Origin of the sequence: Nocardia asteroides (assembly GCF_900637185.1) — a bacterium.
In the GTDB taxonomy this organism is placed as follows: Bacteria; Actinomycetota; Actinomycetes; order Mycobacteriales; family Mycobacteriaceae; genus Nocardia; species Nocardia asteroides.
On sequence record NZ_LR134352.1, the window covers coordinates 2099450 to 2121343 of the forward strand.

Genomic DNA, 21894 nt, shown 5'->3' on the forward strand with positions numbered 1-21894 from the left:
CTTCGCCCGCCGCTGCCGCTGCCATGTCCGGCGCGGTGGACCTGTCCGCGCTGAAGCAGCCGCCCGCCGCTCCCGGCGGTGCGCCTGCGGCCTCGGGGAACCACTCGGTGACCGAGGCGGATTTCGAGACCAAGGTGATCCGCCGCTCGATGCAGGTGCCCGTGGTGGTCGCGCTGTACTCGCAGCGCAGCCCGGGCAGCGTCGAGCTGATCCGCACGCTCGAACGGCTCAACGCCGACGATCGCGGCGGCTGGGATCTGGCCGCCATCGAGGCCGAGCCGAACATGAACATCGTGCAGGCCCTGCGGGTGCAGGGCATTCCCACGGTGATCGCGGTGGCGGGCGGACAGCCGCTGGCCGATTTCGAGGGCGCGCAGCCCGAGGCGCAGGTGCGGCAGTGGCTGGACGCGGTGATGGACGCGACCGCGGGCAAGCTCGAGGGCGACCCGAACGCCGCCGAGGCCGCGCCCGAGGTCGAGGACCCGCGCTTCACCGCCGCCGAAGACGCCCTCGCCGAGGGTGACATCGCCGGCGCCGAGGCCGCCTACGAGGCGATCCTGGCCGAGGAGCCCGCCAACGAGGAAGCCAAGGCGGCGCTGCGTCAGCTGCGGTTCCTGACCAGGGCGCAGCAGGTCGACCCGGCCGTGGTCGCCACCGCCGACGCCGACCCGGCCAACCTGGACGCCGCACTCGACGCGGCCGACGTGGAACTGCTCGAGCAGCGCCCGGAGGCGGCGTTCGACCGGATCATCGCGGCCGTCAAGCGCACGGCGGGCGACGACCGCACCAGGGCCCGCACCCGGCTGCTCGAACTGTTCGAGCTGTTCGACCCGGCCGAGCCGTTCGTGGTCGCGGCCCGGCGCAAGCTGGCCGCCGCGCTGTACTGACCCCGTCCCCCTCCACTCGAGGCCGTCCCGGCTGAACTGCCGGGGCGGCCTCGTCGTATCCCCGGGTAGACCCGCGGCACCCGCCGCGAGCTGACTCGAGGAGTACGACATGACCTCACTCGACCACTCGGGGGCGGTGGACCAGGCCGAGGCGGAAGCCTTCGCGGGATCCATGGTGGAGCTGCTCGACCACGCGAGTACCGCGCTGATGATCAGCATGGGACACCAGGTCGGGTTGTTCGACACCATGGCGGCCTGCCCGGCCGCGACCAGCCAGGAGATCGCCGCGGCGGCCGGGCTGAACGAGCGCTATGTCCGGGAATGGCTCGGCGCCGTCACCACGGCGGGCATCGTGCGCTACGACCCGCCGACGGCCACCTACACGCTGCCGCCCGCGCACGCGGCCAGCCTGACCAGGGCCGCCGGACCGGACAACCTGGCCAGGGTGATGCAGTTCATCGGCCAGCTCGGGGAGGTGGAACCCAAGATCGTCGAGCGGTTCCGGGCCGGCGGCGGCCTGGCCTACGACGACTACGCGCGCTTCCACGCGCTGATGGCCGAGGAGAGCGCCGAGGTGTTCGACGCGGCGCTGATCGAGGTGATCCTGCCGATGTCGCCCGGTCTCACCGACCGGCTGCTGATAGGCATGGACGTGGCCGACATCGCCTGCGGCAGCGGGCACGCGGTGAACCTGATGGCGCGGGCGTTTCCCGCGAGCCGGTTCCGCGGTTACGACTTCTCCGCCGACGCGATCGCGGCGGGCCGGGCCGAAGCCGAGGCCATGGGGCTGCGCAATGTGGAGTTCGTCGAACAGGACGTCGCCGCGCTGCACGAGCCCGAATCCTGTGACCTGATCACCGTCTTCGACGCGATCCACGATCAGGCGCATCCGGCGCGGGTGCTGGCCAATATCGCCGAGATGCTGCGGCCGGACGGGGTCTTCCTGATGGTCGACGTGCACGCGTCGAGCGTGCTCGAGGAGAACCTGGACCTGCCGCTGGGCCCGTTCCTGTACGCGGTGTCGACGATGCACTGCATGTCGGTGTCGCTGGGCCAGGGCGGCGACGGGCTCGGCACTGTCTGGGGCGAGCAGCGCGCGCTGTCGATGCTGGCCGACGCCGGATTCACCGAGGTGCGCACCGAACACGTCGACGGTGATCCGCTCAACACCTACTACCTGGCGAGCAAGGGCTGACCGCGCCGCGCTGCTACGGTCGAAACATGGCCTCCAGGAACGATATCCAGCATCGGGTCGTCACCGCGGTGCAGCGGCGGCTCAACCGGGTGGTGCGCAGGCTGCCGGGTCACCCGTTGCTGGAGACCACCGGCCGGGTGAGCGGGCAGCCGCGGACCACGCCGATCGGCGGGCGCCGCGTGGGCGACCAGTTCTGGCTGGTCTCCGAGTTCGGCGAGCGGTCGCAGTACGTGCGCAACATCCAGGCCGACAACCGGGTGCGGGTGCGGCTGCGGGGACGCTGGCACGCCGGCGTCGCGCACCTGCTGCCCGAGGACGATACGCGGGCCCGGCTGCGCGCACTGCCGCGCTACAACAGCGCCGCGGTGCGCGCGGTCGGGACCGACCTGCTGACCATCCGCATCGACCTGACCGGTTAACGCTCGGCGGCCAGCCAGACCGCGCTGTTGGCGGCCATGGTCAGGGTGGCCGAGGCGGGGCGGCCGTGCCAGGGGGTGTCCTCGGCCTGGACCACGCCGAGGTTGCCGATGCCGGAACCGCCGTATTCCTGGGCGTCGGTGTTGAGCACCTCGCGCCAGGAACCGGTGTGCGGCAGCCCGATCCGGTAGTCCTGCCTGGTCGCGCCGGAGAAGTTGAAGACGCAGGCCACCGCGCTGCCGTCGGAACCCCAGCGCAGGAAGGCGAAGACGTTGGCCGCGCTGTCGTCGGCCTCGATCCAGGAGTGCCCGCCGGGGGTGGTGTCCTGGGTCCACAGCGCCGGGTGCGCGACGTAGGCGCGGTTGAGGTCGGCGACCATCGTCGAGATGCCCTGGTGCAGTGGGTTTTCCAGTTCGTGCCAGTCCAGGCCGCGGTCGTTGTCCCATTCGCGGAATTGGCCGAACTCCTGGCCCATGAACAGCAGTTGCTTGCCGGGGTGGGCCCACATGTAGGCCAGCAGCGCGCGCACGCCGCTCGCCTTGGCGAAGTCGTCGCCGGGCATCCGGGTCCACAGCGTGCCCTTGCCGTGCACCACCTCGTCGTGGCTGATCGGCAGCACATAGCTCTCGCTCCAGGCGTAGACCAGCGAGAACGTCATCTCGTTGTGGTGCCAGGACCGGTGGATCGGGTCCCGGCCCAGGTAGCCGAGGGTGTCGTGCATCCAGCCCATGTTCCACTTCATGCTGAAGCCGAGGCCGCCGACGTCGGTGCCGCGGGTGACGCCGGGCCAGGTGGTGGACTCCTCGGCGATGGTGAGCACGCCGGGATAGGCGCGGTGCACGGTGTCGTTGAGGTCCTGCAGGAAGTCGACGGCTTCCAGGTTCTCCCTGCCGCCGTACACATTCGGTTCCCAGCCGCCCTCGGGGCGGGAGTAGTCCAGGTAGAGCATGGAGGCCACCGCGTCCACGCGCAGCCCGTCGATGTGGAACTCCTCGATCCAGAACGCGGCGTTGGCCACCAGGAAGTTGCGGACCTCGTTGCGGCCGAAGTCGAACACGTAGGTGCCCCAGTCGAGTTGCTCACCGCGCCGGGGGTCGGGGTGCTCGTAGAGCGGGGTGCCGTCGAAGCGGGCCAGTGCCCATTCGTCGCGCGGGAAATGCGCGGGCACCCAGTCCAGCAGCACGCCGATGCCCGCGTCGTGCAGGTGGTCGACGAACCAGCGGAAGTCGTCGGGGGTGCCGAAGCGGGAGGTCGGCGCGTAGTAGGAGGTGACCTGGTAACCCCAGGACCCGCCGAACGGATGCTCGGCCACCGGCAGCAGTTCGACGTGGGTGAATCCGGTCGCGCGCACGTATTCGGCCAGCTGGACGGCCAGTTCGCGATAGCCGAGGCCGGGCCGCCAGGAGCCCAGATGCACCTCGTAGACACTCAGCGGGGCACGGGCGGCGTCGGTCTGCGCGCGCCGGTCCAGCCACGCGCTGTCGGACCACACATGATCGGCGCGGCTGACCACCGACGCGGTGGCGGGCGGTACCTCGGTCGCGAAGGCCAGCGGGTCGGCGTGATCGACGACGCGGCCGTCGGCGCCGTGCACCCGGTACTTGTAGCGCGTCCCCGGTCCCACACCGGGCACGAACACCTCCCACACCCCCGAGGTGCCGAGCGCGCGCATCGGCGCCGACGTGCCGCTCCAGTGGTCGAAGTCGCCGAACACGGTGACGCCGCGGGCATTCGGCGCCCACACCGCGAACGAGGTGCCCTCGACATCGCCGTCGAGGGTGGTGTAGCGGCGCGGGTGCGCGCCCAGGACCTCCCACAGCCGGGTGTGGCGGCCCTCGCCGATGAGGTGCAGGTCGAATTCGCCGACCGTGGGCAGGAAGCGGTAGCCGTCGGCGGTGACCACCGTCTGGCCGCCGGGGTAGGCGGTGCGGACGCGGTAGTCGTCGATCTCCGGATATGGCAGCACCGCGGCGAACACGCCGTGCCCCAGCGACTTCAGCGGATGCTCGGTGTCGCCGACCAGCACGGCGACCGTCTCGGCGTGCGGGCGCAGTACCCGGACCGCGGTGCCGTCGTGCTGGGGGTGCGCGCCGAGCACGGTGTGCGGATCGGGATGGGTGCCCGCCGCCAGCAGCATCAGATCGCGCCGCTTCATCAGAAGGACCTGCGGTAGGCCAGCGGTGCCCTGGCCGCGGCCGGGACGGTGGGTAGCGCCAGGATGTGGGCGGCCGCGCGGGACGGATCCAGGCGCACGAAATTGTGCTGGCCCCAGTGGTATTCCTCGCCGCTGACCTCGTCGAAGACCACCGGGTGGTCGTGCCACTCACGGCCGATCGCGGGCAGGTCGAGGGAGATGTGGCCCTGCTCGGCGCCGTAGGGATTCAGGTTGACGATCACCAGCACGGCGTCGCCGGACACCGGATCGAACTTGGAGTAGGCCAGCAGCGCGTCGTTGTCGACCTGGTGGAAGTGGATGCAGCGCAACTGCTGCAGCGCCGGATGCGCGCGGCGGATCTCGTTGAGCCGGGTCAGCCACGGCTCCAGCGACTCGCCGCGGGCCAGCGCGCCGGCGAAATCGCGGGGCCGCAGTTCGTATTTCTCCGAATCCAGGTATTCCTCGCTGCCGGGGCGGACCGCCTCGTGCTCGAACAGCTCGTAGCCGGAGTACACGCCCCAGGTGGGGGCGAGGGTCGCGGCGAGCACCGCGCGCACGGCGAACATGCCGGGCCCGCCGTGCTGGAGGCTTTCGTGCAGGATGTCGGGGGTGTTGACGAACAAGTTGGGCCTGGCCTCGTCGGCCTTGGCTGCCAGTTCGTTGCCGAACTCGGTGAGCTCCCACTTGTACACGCGCCAGGTGAAATACGTGTACGACTGGCTGAATCCGCGCCGCGCCAGGCCGTAGAGCCGGGCCGGGCGGGTGAACGCCTCGGACAGGAAGATCACGTCGGGATCGGTGCGGCGCACCTGCGCGATCAGCCACTCCCAGAAGTCGGCGGGCTTGGTGTGGGGATTGTCGACGCGGAAGATGGTGACGCCCAGGCCGATCCAGTGCCGCACCACCCGCAGGACCTCGGCGTAGAGACCGTCGGGGTCGTTGTCGAAGTTGACCGGGTAGATGTCCTGGTACTTCTTCGGCGGGTTCTCGGCGAAGGCGATGGTGCCGTCGGGCAGGGTGGTGAACCACTCCGGGTGCGCGCGCACCCACGGATGGTCGGGGGCGCACTGCAGGGCCAGATCGAGTGCCACTTCCAGGCCGAGTTCGCCTGCGGCGGTGACGAAGTCGGCGAAATCGGCCTCGGTGCCGAGCTCGGGATGGGTGGCGTCGTGACCGCCCTCGGCCGAACCGATCGCCCACGGTGACCCGACGTCGCCGGGCTCGGTGGTGAGCGCGTTGTTGCGGCCCTTGCGGTTGATCTCGCCGACCGGGTGGATCGGCGGCAGGTACACCACGTCGAACCCCATGCCCGCGATCCGGGGCAGTTCCTTGGCCGCGGTGGCGAAGGTGCCGTGCACCGGGACCCCGTCGGCGTCGCGGCCGCCGGTCGAGCGGGGGAAGAACTCGTACCACGAGCCCACCAGGGCGCGGCGGCGCTCGACGAGCACCGAGTGCTGGGTGCCGCGGGTGACCATCTCGCGCAGCGGGGTCGCGCGCAGGATCTCGGCGACCTCCGCGCTGAACGCGGGGGCGACGCGGGCCGGGAGCTGCTCGTCGGAGCGCAGGGCGGCCGCGGCCGCGCGGAGCCGTTCGAACTGCTTCTTCGGGACGGCCTGGGCGGCGCGCTCGAACAGGGTGGCGCCGATCTCGAGGTCGTTGGCCAGATCGGCGGCGCTCTGGCCGACGCCGAGTTTGGCCTCGACGGCCGAACGCCAGGTGGCGAGCGGGTCGCTCCAGCCTTCCACGCGGAAGGTCCAGACGCCGGGGGCGTTGGGGGTGAAGACGGCGTTGAAGACGTCGGGCTCGTAGTCCGGTGTCATCCGGATGCGGGTGATCCGCGAGGAGCCGGGTGCCCGGACCGCCAGCGTCGCGGCCACGGCGTCGTGGCCCTCGCGCCACACCACGGCACGGACGGGAAACACCTCGCCGACGGCAGCCTTGGCCGGGCGTCCGCCGGGGATGGACGGTGCGATGTCATCGATGGCAATCCGGCCGGTCACCTGGCCAACCTACTGCATTTCCGCGGTCCGGGCGGGGAGGGCCGCGGTGCGGTGGAACCGCTCGGTGGGCGTCGGCGGTCGCGCGCGACCGAGATCGCGGCGAGGACGTGGCCAGCGGATTCGGGGGTCGGGGGCGGGCGATCGCCGGTGCGCGGCGGCGGTTCAGCCGGCGCGCAGACCGGCGAGCAGGCGGTCGAGTGCCGCGATGGTGGCGGGCAGGGCGTCCGGGTCGGTGGTGGTGGCGAGCCAGAGGGCCGCCTCGTTCATGGCGCCGGAGAGCAGCTGGGTGAGGGGCGCCACGGGCTGGGGCGCCAGGATGCCCGCGGCGACCAGCGCGTCCAGCGCCTCGTGCAGGTGCCGGGCCGCATTGGCCTCGTCCAGGGCGCGCCACTCGTGCCAGCCCAGGACCGCGGGGCCGTCGATCAGCATGATCCGCTGGACCCGGGGATCGGCGCTGGCGCGCAGGAACGCGGCGCAGCCCGCGGTGAGCTGCGTCCAGGGGTCGGGCTCGGCGTCGGCGGCCGCCGCGACCTGGTCGCCGACCTCCTGCTGCACCTGGGTGAGGACCTCGCGGAACATGTCGGCCTTGCTGTCGAAGTGGTGGTACAGCGCCCCCTTGGTGACGCCGGAGGCCGCCACGATCTCCGACAGGCCAACGGCCGCATAGCCTTTCGCGGCGAACAGGCGCCTGCTCTGCGCCAGCAGCAACCGTCGCGTCTCCTCGCGCTGCTGGGTGCGCGCCGTCGATGCCATCGCCCGTCCTCCTGTTGACCTACCGTCGGTATGTGAACTATCGTACGACACATACCATCGGTATGTGAAAGGGAATGTCATGGCGCTGAGCAGCTTCTACCCCGTACTCGCCACCTCCGAGATCGCGGCATCGCGCGACTTCTACACGCGCTGGTTCGGCTTCGAGATCACCTTCGAAGCGGACTGGTACGTGAGCCTGCGCCGCCCGGGCCGCGACGGTGAACCCGCCTACGAACTGGCCCTGCTCGACCCCACGCACCCGACCATCCCGGCCGGTTTCGGCAAACCGGTCCAGGGCCTGGTGCTGAACTTCGAGGTCGACGACGTGGACGCGGAATGGGCCCGCCTGGTCGAAGCAGGCGGACTCCAGGCCGAACTGACCCTGCGGACGGAGGACTTCGGCCAGCGGCATTTCATCGTCGCCGACCCCGCCGGTGTGCTGGTCGATGTCATCACCGAGGTCCCGCCCAGCGCGGAATTCGCCGACCGGTTCACGGCCGGCTGACACGCGGACCGGCGCCACACTCGGTACTGTTTGCCGGGTGAAGGCACTTCGTCGGTTCACTGTCCGTGCCCATCTGCCGGAGCGGCTCGCCGCGCTGGGCGAACTCTCGACGAATCTGCGGTGGTCGTGGCACGGCCCGACGCAGGATCTGTTCGCCGAGCTCGACCCGGGTCTGTGGCGCGCGGTCGGCCAGGACCCGGTGCGGATGCTGGGGGAGGTGCCCGCCGAGCGCCTCGACGCGCTCGCCACGGACCCGGACTACACCGCCCGCGTCGACGCCGCGGCCGCCGGTCTGCGCGACTATCTCGCCCGCCCCCGCTGGTTCCAGGAGCAGACCGGGACCGACGTCGCCGGGATCGCCTACTTCTCGATGGAGTTCGGTGTCACCGAGGTGCTGCCGAACTACTCGGGCGGTCTGGGCATCCTGGCCGGTGACCACCTCAAGGCGGCCTCGGATCTGGGGCTGCCGCTGATCGGTGTCGGGCTGCTGTACCGCTCCGGCTATTTCCGGCAGTCGCTGTCGGCCGACGGCTGGCAGATGGAGCACTACCCCGCGCTCGACCCGCAGGGGCTGCCGCTGCGGCTGCTCACCAGCGACGGGTCGCCCGTGCTGATCCACGTGGGTATGCCCGAGGGGCGGGTGCTGCGGGCCCGGGTGTGGATCGCCCAGGTGGGCCGGATTCCGTTGTTGCTGCTGGATTCCGACATCGCCGAGAACGACCCCGAGCTGCGCGCGGTCACCGACCGGCTCTACGGCGGCGACCAGGACCACCGGATCAAGCAGGAGATCCTGGCCGGTATCGGTGGTGTCCGCGCGGTCCGTGCCTACACCCGCGCGCACGGGCTGCCCGATCCCGATGTGTTCCATATGAACGAGGGCCACGCGGGTTTCCTCGGGGTGGAGCGGATTCGCGAATTCGTCGCGGACGGACTGGATTTCGACACCGCGCTGGCCGCGGTGCGGGCGGGCACGGTGTTCACCACGCACACGCCGGTCCCCGCCGGGATCGACCGGTTCCCGATGCCGCTGGTGCGCCGCTACTTCGGCGGCGCGCACGGGGAATCCGAATCCGCGCTGCTGCCGGGACTTTCCGTCGACCGGATCCTGGCCTTCGGCCGGGAGTCCGATCCCTCGGTGTTCAACATGGCGCACATGGGACTGCGGATGGCCCAGCGCGCCAACGGTGTGTCGAAGCTGCACGGCGAGGTCAGCCGGGACATGTTCGCCGGGCTGTGGCCGGGCTTCGATGCGGCCGAGGTGCCGATCGGGTCGGTCACCAACGGCGTGCACGCGCCCACCTGGGCGGCGCGGGAATGGCTGGACAAGGCGCGCGAGCTGGTCGGGCCGGAGCTGGTGGAGGAGGCGCGAGGCTGGGAGAAGCTCAGCGATGTCGACCTCGGGCAGCTGTGGTCCACCCGCAACACCCTGCGCGGCGTGCTGATCGAGGAGATCCGCCGCAGACTGCGCGAGTCGTGGCATCAGCGCGGGGCGGCCGACGCCGAACTGGGCTGGATCGACGACGTCTTCGACCCCGACGTGCTCACCGTCGGCTTCGCCCGCCGCGTGCCCACCTACAAGCGCCTGACGCTGATGCTGCGCGACCCCGACCGGCTGCGCGCGTTGCTGCTCGATCCCGAGCGACCGGTGCAGCTGGTGGTCGCGGGCAAGAGCCACCCCGCCGACGACGGTGGCAAGGCGCTGATCCAGCAGGTCGTGCGCTTCGCCGACGACGCGGCGGTGCGCCATCGCATCGTCTTCCTGCCCGACTACGACATGTCGATGGCCCGCTATCTGTACTGGGGTTGCGATGTGTGGCTGAACAATCCGCTGCGCCCGCTCGAGGCGTGCGGCACCTCCGGCATGAAGTCCGCGCTCAACGGCGGGCTCAACCTGTCCATCAAGGACGGCTGGTGGGACGAGATGTTCGACGGCCAGAACGGCTGGGCCATCCCCACCGCCGACGGTGTGCGCGACGAGCACCGCCGCGACGACCTGGAGGCGTCGGCGCTGTACGAACTCGTCGAGCGCACTGTCGCGCCGCGCTTCTACGACCGCGACGCGGCCGGTGTCCCGGTCCGCTGGACCGAGATGGTGCGCCACACCCTGCAGACCACCAGCCCGAAGGTGCTGGCTTCGCGGATGGTGCGCGACTACGCCGAGCAGTACTACGGTCCGGCGGCCGCCGCGTTCGGCCGGGTGACCGCCGACAAGTTCGCCGGCGCCGCCCAGGTCGCCGAGTACCGCAAGCGGGTCGACGCGGCCTGGCCCGCGGTGCGGGTCGCACAGGTCGACAGCTCCGGACTGCCCGACACCCCGGTGATCGGCGCCGAACTGGCGTTGCGCGCGCGGGTCGAGCTCGGTGGGCTGGCGCCCGCGGACGTGGTGGTGCAGGCGGTGCTGGGCCGGGTGTCGCCGGCCGACGACCTGTCCGACACCACCACCGTCGAGATGGCCCACACCGGCACCGACGAGGGCACCGAGGTGTACGAGGTGCGTTCGCCGGTGCCGCTCAGCGGTGCGGTCGGCTACACCGTGCGGGTGCTGCCGCGCAACGCGCTGCTCGCCTCGGACGCCGAGCTGGGGCTGGTGGCGGTCGCCGGGGCGTGATCCGGGCGATCGGGACACGGATGGCGGGTTGTTCGATTCAGTGAACTTTCCGCTACCGTTCCGGGGCATCCTTCTTCTCTGAAACGCGGACTGGAGTGTCATGGCCAGCGATGTCGTAACCCGCGCCCGACGGCGCGTCGACGGATACTTCGGTGTCACGTCGAGCGGGTCCACCTTCAAGCGCGAGGCGATGGCGGGCACGATCACGTTCCTGGCGATGTCCTATGTGCTGGCGGTGAATCCGTCGATCCTCGGCGACGAGGGCGCGCTGGGCGACAAGGGCATTCCGATGCAGGCGGTGTTCACCGCCACCGCGGTGGCCGCGATCTTCGGCACGCTGGTCATGGGCATCTGGGCGAAGTACCCGATCGCGCTCGCGCCGGGCATGGGCCTCAACGCGTTCTTCGCCTACACCGTGGTGCTCAGCATGGGTATCCCGTGGCAGGTCGCCCTGTCGGGGACCCTGCTGTCGGGCATCATCTTCTTCATCCTGGCGATCACCAAGGTCCGCGAGCGCATCCTCAACGCCATTCCATTGCAGATGAAGTTCGCCGTCGGCGCGGGCATCGGCCTGTTCGTGGCGTTCCTCGGGCTCAAGAACGCCGGCATCGTGGTCAACAGCGACGCCACCCTGGTCACCCTCGGCGATTTCACCAAGGGCACCACGCTGCTGGCGCTGTTCGGGCTGGCGGTGACGGTGACCTTCCTGGTGGTCGGCTGGCACGGCGCGGTGCTCTACGGCATCGTCGCGACCACGATCCTGGGCATGGTGACCGGGCTCGTCGGCATCCCCGACGGCATCGCCGAACTGCCCAAGGGCCTGGATCAGACCTTCGGCCAGGCGATCATCCACCTGCCGGACGCGTTCACCGGGCAGATGATCGTGGTGGTCCTCACCATGCTGTTCGTCGACTTCTTCGACGCCTCGGGCACGCTGATCGGCGTCGCCAACCAGGCGGGTCTGCTCAACAAGGACGGCACGCTGGCGCGGGCGCGCAGCGCGATGGCGGCCGACTCGGTCGGCACCACGGCGGGCGCGATCATCGGTACCTCCACCACCACGGCCTATGTGGAATCGACCGCGGGTGTGTCGGCGGGCGGCCGGACCGGTGTCACCGCGGTGACCACGGCGGGCTGGTTCGTGGTCGCGATGTTCTGCTATCCGATCTTCTCGGTGATCGCCGGTTCGGCCGAGGTGACAGCGCCCGCGCTGATCGTGGTCGGCGTGCTGATGGCGCGCTCGCTGGGCGAGATCGACTGGCAGCACCTCGAATACTCGGTGCCCGCGTTCCTCACCGTGATCATGATGCCGCTGACCTATTCGATCGCGAACGGCCTGGCCATGGGCATGATCTTCTACCCGGTGGTGATGGTGGCGCGGGGCCGGATCAAGGAAGTGCACCCGGCCATGTGGGCGCTGATGGTGCTGTTCCTCGCGTACTTCTTCTTCTTGGTCGAGTAGGTGTTCGTCCCGTAGGTGTGCCTATACTTAGGCTAGCCTAGCCAAGCTTGAAGGAGATTTACCTATGAAGCGCTCGCTCGTCGCCGCGTCGATGGCGGTTGCCACCATCTTCGCTCCGGTCACCGCCGCTGTCGTCGCCACCGCGCCCGCCGCGATCGCGGCCCCGGCCACCCCGTCGGCCGGTGAGCTGCAGGGCAAGCTGCAGGCGGCCATGAACGGCTCCTCCGCCGAGCTCGAGTCCGGCAATGCCGGCAGCCTGGCCGTTGTCCGCGACACCGTCAACCGCATCCCGGGCTACAGCTGGGACGTCTCCGGTCCGGTGACCGTCGACGGCGACACCCTGTCGGCCACCCTGAACAGCCGCCTGGGCGACTACGCCTTCCCGATCCCGGTGACCTGGAAGAACATCGACGGCACCTGGAAGCTGTCGCAGGAGTCGGAGAGCACGCTGGTCAGCTACGCCACCATGGCGTGGTGAGCTGAGAGATTCCGTGCGGGGGTCGCCTTCTGGCGACCCCCGCACGTTGTCTTCGTTACTTGCGAACCCAGAGTCGCCACCGGACGTTGGGTGTCAATTCGCACTGATAGTCGCGCTGGTTCGGATTCTGCCCGATGTAGTCGGCAGCCGCGAAGTAGCATTCTTGCTGCGTGGCGTAATCGCCGATTATCTTCCAGTGGAGTATGCGCGGATCCGCGTTCGCGGTCGATGCTGCCCCGATCATCAATGCACAGCCAGCCAGCGATGCGGCCAGAACACGGGTCTTCTTCATTGTTCCCCCTCCAATTTCGGTGTGATCTCCAACTGCTGGACGATCACATGGCGAGGTTATCTCGGATCGCCATGGGGTTGCAATGATCTTTCGTCGCTAACTCGGTCAATTGTGCTGGGGCAGAGTCGATTCGATGGCCTAGCTCTGGGCGGTTGCCGCGTCGCCGCTTTCGGTGCGGGTGACGGCGATTGGTCATCGGCCGTACGCCCGCGGTTCCACGCAGTGCCCGCGGCTGTCGCCGGTACCCGATACCCTCGGCGGCGGCGCATCACGAAGCGCCGGGCACCGTCCGCGGAAGAAGAGGAGAGCTGCGATGAAGGCTTACGACCTGGGTTTCGGGGATTCGGCGGACAAACTGGCGGAGACGCCCGGCGGTGAACCGCTGACGCTCGACGCGCCGGTCCGCTCCGGCTGGATCGGCAGCGAGGGACCGGCGATCGACCCGGCCACCTGGCCGCGCGGACCGGTCACCGGGCTGCCCATGATGCACGCGCTGACCCTGCGCCTGCCCGTCGACTACCAGCGTCGCGGCCCCGGCTTTCCGGCCGTCGCGTTCTTCCAGGGCGAGGGCCAGTTCGCCGACGCGACGAATCCGGTCGAGCCCGACCCCGCCTCCGACGACCCGGTCGCCCGCGACCTGGTCTCGACCAAGCTGCACGCCCAGCTGCAACTGCTGCACGACGAGATCGGCGGCGTCTTCGCGCTGATCTGGCTCACCGAGGCGGAATTCGCGGGCGGCCCGGTGGCCGCGCCCGCCGACGTGCGCCTGCCGGGTTCCCCGGTGGCGAGTGACGAGGGCTGCAATGCCTGGGACGACGTGCACCCCACCGTCGGTGTCTGGCTGGCCGAGCGGGTCGGCGACCCCAATGTCGGTATCCCGCCGGTGGAGTACGAGCCGAACACCCGCTACCAGGACCCGCTCACCGACGACTCCGGCTGGACCCCGTGGGCCGAGCCGCTGTTCGGCCGCTGTCACCTCGGCGGCACCGCCTTCCCGGTCCAGGCCCTGCCCGAAGGGCTCACCCCGTACTACCTGGAGATCGAGGAGATCTCCGGGATGAACTTCGGCGGCGGCAACGCCCAGCTGGACCTGGAATCGGGCGTGTTCGACTGGGCCTGCGGATAGTCAGTCCACCATGGCCGGGCGGTCGTCGTCGGGGCGTGTCCCGTCGGCGACCCGCGGCAGCCGGGCGACCCGCAGCGGGTCCGGTTCCGGTGGCGCGATGACGATCGGCTCGATCGGCGCGGGATCGGCGCGCGGCGCGCGGACCAGCTTGACAATGCCGCCCAGCACGATCAGATACAGCACCACGTAGACGTTCATGAACACCGGCGAGCCCGGCCACGACGGCGGGAGCAGGAACGTGCCGACGCTGACCCAGGTGGGGGAGTAGCCGTAGGTCCAGGCGGCGATGGCCAGGTACAGGCCCGCCGCGGCGAACCACCAGGTCCGGCGGGTCTGCGCGCGGTGGATCAGGTAGACCAGCAGCGGCACGAACCAGACCCAGTGGTGGCCCCACGAATACGGCGACACCGCGCACGCCGTGAGACCGCCGAGGGTCACCGACAGCAGCGGCTCACCGCGCCGCACGAGCACGGCCGCCAGCCAGAGCGCGACCAGCGTGATCGGGACGGCGATCAGCAGCCACAGCCAGATCGGCGCCGGGCGGTCGATGAGGTGCGCGATCGCGCCGCGCAGCGATTGATTGGCCGGGTGGGTGTCCGGCGCGATCCGGCCGGACTGGAAGAAGGTCGAGGTCCAGTACTGGTAGGAGTCGCCCGGCAGGATCAGCGAGGTCAGCGCGATCGAGCCGAGGAAGGTCAGCGCCGCGGTGCAGGCCGCGCGCCACCGGCGTTGCGCCAGATACTGGGCGACGAAATACAGCGGCGTCAGCTTGATGCCCGCCGCGATGCCGACGCCGACGCCGCGCAACCTGCTGTGCTCGCCGCGCGAGAAGTCCCACAGCACCAGCAGCATGAGCCACAGGTTGATCTGGCCGTAGTAGAGCGTGGTGCGCACCGGTTCGGCGAAGGTGCAGGCCAGGGTGATCAACGCGCTCACCACGGCCAGCCGCGGGGTCACCCGGTAGCCGAGCATCCGCCAGCTCTGCAGCACACAGGTGAACAGCACCAGCAGATTGAGCACCATCCAGGTGGTGGTGACGTGCGCCCACGGAATCAGGTTGAGCGGCAGGAACGCCAGCGCCGAGAACGGGGTGTAGGTGTAGAGCAGGCCGTAGTGGGTCGGCTCCACGTAGAGGGCGCGATCGTGCAGTACCCGCCAGCCGCCGTCGCGATAGATGTGCACGTCGAGGCCGCCGACGAGGATGCCGCCCTTGTCCAGCCACGGGTCCATCGTGGTGAAGAGCAGGGTCACGCCGAGAACGGCGGCGCCGAGTAGTAGGAGGAGCGTCGAGATCGTGCGCGGGAATTCCGGGCGTCGAGTTTTCTCCACCACGGCCGTGCTACCGGCCGGCTCGCATCGTATGCACGACTAAGAACCTACCGCCCACCCCTGGCGGTGCCGCGCCCCGGCCCGCCGTCGGTAGGCGATCGGTATGAAACCGCTGGCCGGGGCGCGGGTCCCGCTCATGCCGCCGGTTGCAGGACCAGCATGGTGTCGGCGCCGTGATGGAACTCGTAGCGGGTCTTGCGCAGCGTGGTCGGGATGCCCTTGTCGTGCAGTTCGGTGCGCAGGTGGGCGACGAGGTCGTCCAGCGGCGCGCCGGTGTAGTCGAGCAGGGGGTAGAGCCTGGCCTCGCCCACGGTGACGCGGGAGAGTTCGAGCAGGGCGGACAGATGGAATTCGGCGTCGAGCCGGTCGGCGTAGCTGAACAGCAGGTGCGAGCTCAGCGACAGGTCGAAAGATTTGTCGGGCAGGGGTAGTTCGGGCAGGCTCGCGGCGAGGTAGCGCTCGGGCGTGGCCCGCAGGTCGGCGGCGAAACGCCGCGCCGCGCCGCGCCGGATGGCGGCGTGGTCGTCGGGGGAGCCGTACCAGTCCCAGCGGTACCGGTGGGCGTTGGCGGCGGCCCAGGCCACCGCCCGGTCGTTCTCGGCGACCGCGTCGACCGCCAGGTCGTCGGTCGCCCGGGCGTAGATCGGATCGATCGCGGTGACGGTGGCGCCCAGTGCGGTTGCCTCAGCGGCGAAACTCGCTGCGCCGCCGGGACAATCGAGGACTCTGCGACCGCTGAGATCGTCGTCGGACAGGTGAAACATCGCGCGGTACTCGGCCAAAGATCTTGCGCTGACCAAAAATTCGCCGAGTACCTCGCCATCGGCGTGGTGCTTCATCTGCCAACGTTCTCACGTCTTGCATTCGCCCGGTAGTGAATTCACGCGTGTGGTCATGACGATTGCAAGACTCGCGTAAAAGTCCCTCAGGTCAGGCCGACGCGGTGAGGCGGCGCAGCGCCTTGGCGACCACCTCGGGATCGGTGGTCTCCCAGTACGGCGGCAGCGAGGCGCGCAGATAGCCGCCGTAGCGTGCGGTGGCCAAGCGCGAATCCAGGATCGCGACCACGCCGCGATCGTCGACGCTGCGCAGCAACCGGCCGGTGCCCTGGGCCAGCAGCAGCGCGGCGTGGTTGGCGGCCACGGTCATGAAGCCGTTGCCGCCGCGCGATTCCACCGCCCGTTGCCGGGCGGTGAGCAGCGGATCGTCCGGGCGGGGGAACGGAATGCGGTCCAGGATCACCAGACTCAGCGACGGGCCGGGCACGTCCACGCCCTGCCAGAGCGTGAGGGTGCCGAACAGCGAGGTGGCCGGGTCGTCGGCGAACTTGCGCACCAGCGCGCCCATGGAATCGTCGCCCTGGCACAGCACCGGGGTGTCGAGCCGCTCGCGCAGCGCCTCGGTGGCCGCCTTGGCCGCGCGCATCGAGGAGAACAGGCCCAGGGTGCGCCCGCCCGCCGAGGTGATCAGCTGTTCGATCTCGTCGAGGTAGGCGGGGGACAGGCCGTCGCGGCCGGGCGCGGGCAGGTGCTTGGCGACATAGAGGATGCCGGACTTGGCGTGGTCGAACGGGGAGCCGACATCGAGCGAACTCCAGCGCACCGACTCCATGTCCGCGGGCGCGGTGGCGCCGTTGGCCAGTGCCGGATCGACCTTGCCCGAGGACTGCGACGGCAGGCCCCAGGTGATCGCGAGCCCGTCGAACGAGCCGCCGATCTGCAACGTCGCCGAGGTGAGCACCACGGTCGCGGTGCCGAACAGCCTGCTGCGCAACAGCCCACCCACCGACAGCGGCGCCATCCGCAGGGTGCGGCGCGCGACGCCGCGGAGCTCGTCGGCCGACATCCAGATGACATCGCGGCGCGCGGCCGGGTCGGCCTCCTCGAACGCGGTGAGGGTGCGCACCGCCGCGTCGTGCACGTCGTCGAGCGCGGCCACGGCCATGGTGCGGGCGGCCGCGTTGTCGGGATCGTCGGTGGCCTTCACGCTGCCCGACGGCGCGAGGGCGGTGCGCGCGTTCCAGGCGGCGTCGCGGACCAGGGCCAGGACGGGGGCGATGCCGTCGGGGAGCTGATCCCAGCGGCCGGGCGGCATGTCCTCGAGCGCCTCGTGGAACGCCTCGGCGGCGCCTTCGAGCCGGTCGACCTCGCGTTCGTCGATGAGCTTGGTGCAGCGCCGGGCGGCGGCGCTGATCGCGGTCGCGGCCAGTTCGGCGGTGGCGACGCCGGTGACCCGGTCGACCAGCTCGTGCGCCTCGTCGATGACGACGACATCGTGTTCGGGCAGCACCTGGATGCCGCTGATCGCGTCGATGGCCAGCAGCGCGTGATTGGTCACCACCACATCGGCCTGCGCCGATTCCGCGCGCGCCTTCTCGGCGAAGCAGTCCTGGCCGAACTGGCAGCGGGTCTTGCCGAGGCATTCGCGCGAGGACACGCTCACCTGCCGCCAGGCCCGGTCGCTCACGCCGGGGGCGATCTCGTCGCGGTCGCCGGTCTCGGTGTCGGAGGCCCACTCGTTGAGCCGCTGCACCTCGCGGCCGAGCTTGGAGATGGCGAACGCGTCGAACAGTTCGGCCTCGCCGCCGGTGTCCTCCGGGATCACGCTGTTGATCTTGTTCAGGCACAGATAGTTGTTGCGGCCCTTGAGGATCGCGAACTGCGGCACCCGGCCCAGTGGCTTCGCCAGGGCCTCGGCCAGCCGCGGCAGGTCGCGGTCGACGAGCTGACGCTGCAGCGCGATCGTCGCGGTGGACACCACCACCGTACGGCCGGTGCGCACCGCGTGCCGCAGGCTCGGGACGAGGTAGGCCAGCGACTTGCCGGTGCCGGTGCCCGCCTGCACCGCCAGGTGCTCCTTGGTGTCGATCGCGTGATCGACCGCGGTCGCCATGCTGGTCTGACCGGTGCGTTCCTTGCCGCCCAGCGCGTGCACGGCGGTGGCGAGCAGATCGGCGACGGGAGGGAGTTCGGGCACGCAGTCACCTTATCGGCACCCCCGGACAGTGTTTGTTGGAGCGCTGGCGCGCGCTGTCGGGTCAGGACTCGCGGACGAAGTCGTCGAGGTGGGCGCGGATGTAGTCGAGGACGCGGTCCTCGAAGTCGGCGGGCTCGTTGATGTCGTAGATCTCGTCCGGGTCGTCGGCGCGGTCGCCGGCCGGGCGGCGGATCTGGTCGGGGTGGGCCAGCACCTGGTGCTCGTCGTCGAAGAAGCGGTCCAGGTCGTCGGCGGCCGAGCTCGCGGTGGCGTCGCGGGCGGCGAGCACCGCGGCCGCGGCCAGGCGCGGCATGCCCGCGGCGCGCAAACCGCGGGTGGCCCAGGGGAGTTCGCCGCGGCGGGTGCGCAGATAACTGCCGAAACCGGCGTCCAGGACGCTGGTGTGCAGGCTCGACAGGGCCAGCAGGTGGGCGAAGGCGGGCGGGAGCTCGGCGAAGGCGCCGACGCCGAGGCGCTGCAGGTCGTCGGTGATCGGGTTGGACCAGAAGACCAGATCGGCGGCGTCGTGAATATTGTCGAGCTCGGCCAGCGCGGTGCTCAGCCGGTCGCGCGCCCGCGCCGGGAATCGGTAGTCCATGCGTGCAGGTTAGCGGGACGCGGAAGGCCCGCACCCGGGTGTGGTCGCGGTGGTGGATGCCGTCGACACGGTCACTCGACGCCCACTTCGCGCAGGCAATGGACTGCCTGCCCGCACCGGGAGCAGCTTCGGTGTCGTCAGCCCGGTAGCTCGCCCGACAGTTCGACGCCCGCCTCGCGCAGGGTGGTCAGCGCGGTGGCGACGGTCGCCGGGGCGACGCCCGCGGTGAGATCGAGCAGGACGCGGGTGTCGAAGCCGGCGGCGCGGGCGTCGAGCGCGGTGGCGCGGACGCAGTGGTCGGTGGCGATGCCGACGACGTCGACGCTGTCGACCCCGTTGGTTCGTAACCAGTCGGCCAGGGCGACGCCGTCGGCGGAGGCGCCCTCGAAGCCGGAATACGCGGCCGAGTACTCGCCCTTGGAGAACACCTCCTGGATCGGGCCGGTGTCCAGGGCCGGATGGAAGTCGGCGCCGGGTGTGCCGACCCGGCAGTGCGGCGGCCAGGTGTCGACGTAGTCGGGCTCGGTCGAGAAGTGGGGCCCGGGATCGACGTGATAATCCCTGGTCGCGACCACCGCGTCGTACCGCTCGGCCGCCACGAGGGCGCTGATGGCCGCCGCCACCGCGGCCCCGCCGGCCACGGCCAGCGAACCGCCTTCGCAGAAGTCGTTCTGTACGTCCACGATCACCAGACCACGTGCCATGACGTCCTCCACCTCCGTTGTGCCGATCGCCGGTAGCGCCGAACCCGGATCCGTCCGGCGTCGCGGCCCCATTCTCCGCCGTGGACGCCACGGCGGCTACTCAGCCGAGGAAGGTCGTCGGCACCGCGGGCTCGCCCGCCGAGAGCTTGAGCCCCTCCCACGGCAGGCTCACCAGGCCGCGCGCGACCCGGTCCCGGCTCTGCGCCAGCGTGGCCACCCCGTCGACCACCGCGCCCTTGCGGACCAGCGGCACCTGGAGCTCGCGCACCTGGAAACCGTTGGTGGCCGGTGCTTCTCCCGTCGCCGGGTACACGATCTCCTCGACGATGGTGCCGGTGGCGCGGGCCAGCCGCACCGCCTTCTTCGTCCCGCCGCGCGACTGCTTGTGACTGCTGCGCTTGGCGACCGGGATGCCGTCCACCTCGACGAGCTTGTAGACCATGCCCGCGGTCGGCGCGCCCGAACCGGTGACCAGCGAGGTGCCGACGCCGTAGACGTCCACCGGTTCGGCGCGCAGGGCCGCGATGGCGTATTCGTCCAGGTCGCCGGAGACCACGATGCGGGTGCCGGTGGCGCCGAGCCCGTCGAGCTGGTCGCGGACCTGGCGGGCCAGCACGCCCAGGTCGCCGGAGTCGATCCGGACGCCGCCCAGCTTCGGGCCCGCCACCTCGATCGCCGTCGCGACGCCCCTGGTGATGTCGAAGGTGTCGACGAGCAGGGTGGTGCCGATGCCGAGCGCGTCGACCTGGCTGCGGAAGGCGGCCGCCTCGTGCTCGCCGTCGGCGCCGCTGTGCAGCAGCGTGAACGCGTGCGCGCTGGTGCCCGCGCCGGGCACGCCGAAGCCGCGCACGGCCTCCAGATTGGAGGTGGCGTCGAATCCGGCCAGGTAGGCGGCGCGGGAACTGGACGGCGCGGCCAGCTCGTGTGTGCGCCGCGAGCCCATCTCGATCATCCGCCTGCCCGCGGCCGCGCTGACCATGCGCGCGGCGGCGGAGGCGATGGCGCTGTCGTGATTGAAGATCGACAGGGCCAGCGTCTCGAGCAGCACACACTCGGCGAAGCTGCCGCGCACGGTCAGGATCGGCGAGCCGGGGAAGTACAGCTCACCCTCGGCATAGCCGTCGATGTCGCCGGTGAAGCGAAACTCCCGCAACCAGTCGACGGTGGCCGGGTCGAGGAAACGGGCCACCACGTCGAGCTCGGCCGGGCCGAAGCGGAAGTGGGCCAGCGCGTCGAGCAACCGTCCGGTACCCGCCACGACGCCGTAGCGGCGCCCGTTCGGCAATCGCCGGGCGAACACCTCGAAGGTGCACTGCCGGTGCGCCGAACCGTCGGCCAGGGCCGCGGCCAGCATGGTCAGCTCGTACTGATCGGTCAGCAACGCGGTGCTGGCGAACTCGTCACGGATCTGCACACCCGAAACTGTAGTCACCGCGGGTGTTGTTTCTGCGTGGCCGCGTCGTACCCTGGGGTTTATGGCCGTGTGCAATCCCGTTCGACCCGGCGCCGTCACCGACGCCGTGAACGCCGCACTCTCCGCGGCGCAGGCGACCCCGGAGGCGGTCGAGCAGACCGAGATCCTCGAGGCCGAGGACCGGCCCTGGGTCACCGTGGTCTGGGACGACCCGGTGAACCTCATGCACTACGTCACCTACATCTTCCAGAAGCTGTTCGGCTACAGCAAAGCCAAGGCGACCGAGCTGATGCTGCAGGTGCACAACGAGGGCAAGGCCGTGGTGTCCTCGGGTTCCCGCGACAAGATGGAACAGGACGTGCGCAGGTTGCACGCCGCCGGACTCTGGGCAACCATGCAGCGCGACGACTGAGTACCGTAGGCCCTGTGCGCAAGTGGACCAGGAAGAACTCGCTGAGTGGCCTGAAGCTCCGATCCGAGATGGACGAGCACGAGGCCACCGTCCTGCGCTCCCTGATCGGCGCCGTCTCCGGGCTGCTCAGTGACCGTGCCGCCGACGCGCCCGAGGACGAACTCGCCGCCCTGACCGGCCTGCGCACCGGCAACTCCACCCCACCCGACGACCCGCAGCTGCTGCGCCTGCTGCCCGATTTCCACCGCGCCGAACCCGGCTCGCCCGACGCCAAGCGCGCCGACCTCAACGCCGCGCTGCGCAGCCTGCACGAGCCGGAGATCATCGACGCCAAACTCGCCGCCGGGCAGGCCGTGCTCGACAGCTGTCCCGAGCTGGGCGGCAAGATCGTGCTCACCCCGAGCAGGCCGACGCCTGGCTGGCCGCGCTCACCGACATCCGGCTGGCGCTGGGCACGCTGCTCGACATCGACGACGACACGCCCGACCATTTCGATCCGAGCGATCCCCGCGCCCCGCACCTGGACGTCTACCACTGGCTGACCTGGATGCAGGACTCGCTGCTGCAGGCGCTGGCGCCCTGA

General features: G+C 70.4%; 19 protein-coding genes and 1 pseudogene. 10 read left to right on the forward strand and 10 right to left on the reverse strand.

Annotated features, from left to right (window positions below):
• The first annotated feature begins 23 nt into the window (after positions 1-23).
• The 3 genes from EL493_RS09730 (at position 24) to EL493_RS09740 (ending at position 2501) form a co-directional block, all read left to right on the forward strand.
• Complete coding sequence (locus EL493_RS09730; RefSeq protein ID WP_019045419.1) at positions 24-887, forward strand: tetratricopeptide repeat protein; 864 nt, start codon at positions 24-26, stop codon at positions 885-887.
• Between the two features lie 109 nt (positions 888-996).
• A complete protein-coding gene (locus tag EL493_RS09735) occupies positions 997-2082 on the forward strand; it encodes a class I SAM-dependent methyltransferase (protein WP_019045420.1) in 1086 nt (361 codons plus the stop codon).
• 26 nt (positions 2083-2108) lie between these two features.
• The gene (locus tag EL493_RS09740; RefSeq protein ID WP_019045421.1) at positions 2109-2501 is read left to right on the forward strand and encodes a nitroreductase/quinone reductase family protein; all 393 of its coding nucleotides are present in this window, start codon (positions 2109-2111) and stop codon (positions 2499-2501) included.
• Here the strand turns inward: EL493_RS09740 and glgB are convergent.
• The 3 genes from glgB to EL493_RS09755 all read right to left on the reverse strand — a co-directional run bounded on the left by glgB (position 2498) and on the right by EL493_RS09755 (position 7407).
• Entirely contained in the window at positions 2498-4654 is a 2157-nt protein-coding gene (gene glgB / locus EL493_RS09745) for a 1,4-alpha-glucan branching protein GlgB (protein ID WP_019045422.1), read from the reverse strand. The genes EL493_RS09740 and glgB overlap by 4 nt on opposite strands.
• On the reverse strand, positions 4654-6654 hold the full coding sequence (locus EL493_RS09750; protein ID WP_019045423.1) for an alpha-1,4-glucan--maltose-1-phosphate maltosyltransferase: 2001 nt from the start codon (positions 6652-6654) through the stop codon (positions 4654-4656). Before EL493_RS09750 ends, glgB begins: the two co-directional genes overlap by 1 nt.
• Before the next feature lie 162 nt (positions 6655-6816).
• A complete protein-coding gene (locus EL493_RS09755; protein ID WP_019045424.1) occupies positions 6817-7407 on the reverse strand; it encodes a TetR/AcrR family transcriptional regulator in 591 nt (196 codons plus the stop codon).
• 79 nt (positions 7408-7486) lie between these two features.
• Here EL493_RS09755 and EL493_RS09760 point away from each other — a divergent pair, with 79 nt between their 5' ends.
• The 4 genes from EL493_RS09760 to EL493_RS09775 all read left to right on the forward strand — a co-directional run bounded on the left by EL493_RS09760 (position 7487) and on the right by EL493_RS09775 (position 12460).
• Positions 7487-7912 carry a VOC family protein gene (locus EL493_RS09760; protein WP_019045425.1) on the forward strand — a complete coding sequence of 142 codons (426 nt, stop codon included), beginning with the start codon at positions 7487-7489 and terminating at the stop codon, positions 7910-7912.
• A gap of 37 nt (positions 7913-7949) precedes the next feature.
• The gene (glgP, locus tag EL493_RS09765; protein ID WP_019045426.1) at positions 7950-10520 is read left to right on the forward strand and encodes an alpha-glucan family phosphorylase; all 2571 of its coding nucleotides are present in this window, start codon (positions 7950-7952) and stop codon (positions 10518-10520) included.
• A 100-nt stretch (positions 10521-10620) separates the two neighbouring features.
• A complete protein-coding gene (locus EL493_RS09770; RefSeq protein ID WP_019045427.1) occupies positions 10621-11982 on the forward strand; it encodes an NCS2 family permease in 1362 nt (453 codons plus the stop codon).
• A gap of 64 nt (positions 11983-12046) precedes the next feature.
• Positions 12047-12460 (forward strand): hypothetical protein, encoded by a 414-nt coding sequence (locus EL493_RS09775; RefSeq protein ID WP_019045428.1) that lies wholly within the window; start codon positions 12047-12049, stop codon positions 12458-12460.
• 55 nt (positions 12461-12515) lie between these two features.
• Here EL493_RS09775 and EL493_RS09780 read toward each other — a convergent pair whose 3' ends face one another.
• Positions 12516-12752, reverse strand: coding sequence for a hypothetical protein (locus EL493_RS09780; protein ID WP_022565465.1), 237 nt, complete (start codon positions 12750-12752; stop codon positions 12516-12518).
• A gap of 313 nt (positions 12753-13065) precedes the next feature.
• Here EL493_RS09780 and EL493_RS09785 point away from each other — a divergent pair, with 313 nt between their 5' ends.
• Complete coding sequence (locus tag EL493_RS09785; protein WP_019045430.1) at positions 13066-13878, forward strand: hypothetical protein; 813 nt, start codon at positions 13066-13068, stop codon at positions 13876-13878.
• Here EL493_RS09785 and EL493_RS09790 read toward each other — a convergent pair whose 3' ends face one another.
• The 6 genes from EL493_RS09790 to EL493_RS09815 form a co-directional block, all read right to left on the reverse strand.
• Positions 13879-15207, reverse strand: coding sequence for a glycosyltransferase 87 family protein (locus EL493_RS09790; protein ID WP_198041196.1), 1329 nt, complete (start codon positions 15205-15207; stop codon positions 13879-13881).
• 134 nt (positions 15208-15341) lie between these two features.
• Positions 15342-16046 carry a hypothetical protein gene (locus EL493_RS09795; RefSeq protein ID WP_036836826.1) on the reverse strand — a complete coding sequence of 235 codons (705 nt, stop codon included), beginning with the start codon at positions 16044-16046 and terminating at the stop codon, positions 15342-15344.
• A gap of 91 nt (positions 16047-16137) precedes the next feature.
• Positions 16138-18183, reverse strand: coding sequence for an ATP-dependent DNA helicase (locus EL493_RS09800; RefSeq protein ID WP_019045433.1), 2046 nt, complete (start codon positions 18181-18183; stop codon positions 16138-16140).
• A gap of 61 nt (positions 18184-18244) precedes the next feature.
• Positions 18245-18781, reverse strand: a complete 537-nt coding sequence (locus EL493_RS09805; protein ID WP_019045434.1) for a DMP19 family protein — start codon at positions 18779-18781, stop codon at positions 18245-18247.
• A 137-nt stretch (positions 18782-18918) separates the two neighbouring features.
• Positions 18919-19485, reverse strand: a complete 567-nt coding sequence (locus EL493_RS09810) for an isochorismatase family protein (protein WP_030204206.1) — start codon at positions 19483-19485, stop codon at positions 18919-18921.
• A gap of 100 nt (positions 19486-19585) precedes the next feature.
• Positions 19586-20839, reverse strand: coding sequence for a nicotinate phosphoribosyltransferase (locus tag EL493_RS09815; protein WP_232017311.1), 1254 nt, complete (start codon positions 20837-20839; stop codon positions 19586-19588).
• A gap of 121 nt (positions 20840-20960) precedes the next feature.
• Between EL493_RS09815 and clpS the strand changes: the two genes are divergently transcribed.
• Both clpS and EL493_RS33960 read left to right on the forward strand, forming a co-directional pair.
• Complete coding sequence (gene clpS / locus EL493_RS09820) at positions 20961-21311, forward strand: ATP-dependent Clp protease adapter ClpS (protein WP_019045437.1); 351 nt, start codon at positions 20961-20963, stop codon at positions 21309-21311.
• A 101-nt stretch (positions 21312-21412) separates the two neighbouring features.
• Positions 21413-21894 (forward strand): annotated as a pseudogene (locus EL493_RS33960) (DUF2017 family protein).

Excerpts from the sequence above, each read along its gene's own strand:
- EL493_RS09730 (WP_019045419.1), top strand. The coding sequence starts at position 24 with ATGTCCGGCGCGGTGGACCTGTCCGCGCTGAAGCAGCCGCCCGCCGCT.
- EL493_RS09735 (WP_019045420.1), top strand. The coding sequence starts at position 997 with ATGACCTCACTCGACCACTCGGGGGCGGTGGACCAGGCCGAGGCGGAA.
- EL493_RS09740 (WP_019045421.1), top strand. The coding sequence starts at position 2,109 with ATGGCCTCCAGGAACGATATCCAGCATCGGGTCGTCACCGCGGTGCAG.
- glgB (WP_019045422.1), bottom strand. The coding sequence starts at position 4,654 with ATGAAGCGGCGCGATCTGATGCTGCTGGCGGCGGGCACCCATCCCGAT.
- EL493_RS09755 (WP_019045424.1), bottom strand. The coding sequence starts at position 7,407 with ATGGCATCGACGGCGCGCACCCAGCAGCGCGAGGAGACGCGACGGTTG.
- EL493_RS09760 (WP_019045425.1), top strand. The coding sequence starts at position 7,487 with ATGGCGCTGAGCAGCTTCTACCCCGTACTCGCCACCTCCGAGATCGCG.
- EL493_RS09770 (WP_019045427.1), top strand. The coding sequence starts at position 10,621 with ATGGCCAGCGATGTCGTAACCCGCGCCCGACGGCGCGTCGACGGATAC.
- EL493_RS09775 (WP_019045428.1), top strand. The coding sequence starts at position 12,047 with ATGAAGCGCTCGCTCGTCGCCGCGTCGATGGCGGTTGCCACCATCTTC.
- EL493_RS09780 (WP_022565465.1), bottom strand. The coding sequence starts at position 12,752 with ATGAAGAAGACCCGTGTTCTGGCCGCATCGCTGGCTGGCTGTGCATTG.
- EL493_RS09785 (WP_019045430.1), top strand. The coding sequence starts at position 13,066 with ATGAAGGCTTACGACCTGGGTTTCGGGGATTCGGCGGACAAACTGGCG.
- EL493_RS09795 (WP_036836826.1), bottom strand. The coding sequence starts at position 16,046 with ATGAAGCACCACGCCGATGGCGAGGTACTCGGCGAATTTTTGGTCAGC.
- EL493_RS09805 (WP_019045434.1), bottom strand. The coding sequence starts at position 18,781 with ATGGACTACCGATTCCCGGCGCGGGCGCGCGACCGGCTGAGCACCGCG.
- EL493_RS09810 (WP_030204206.1), bottom strand. The coding sequence starts at position 19,485 with ATGGCACGTGGTCTGGTGATCGTGGACGTACAGAACGACTTCTGCGAA.
- EL493_RS09815 (WP_232017311.1), bottom strand. The coding sequence starts at position 20,839 with ATGCTGGCCGCGGCCCTGGCCGACGGTTCGGCGCACCGGCAGTGCACC.
- clpS (WP_019045437.1), top strand. The coding sequence starts at position 20,961 with ATGGCCGTGTGCAATCCCGTTCGACCCGGCGCCGTCACCGACGCCGTG.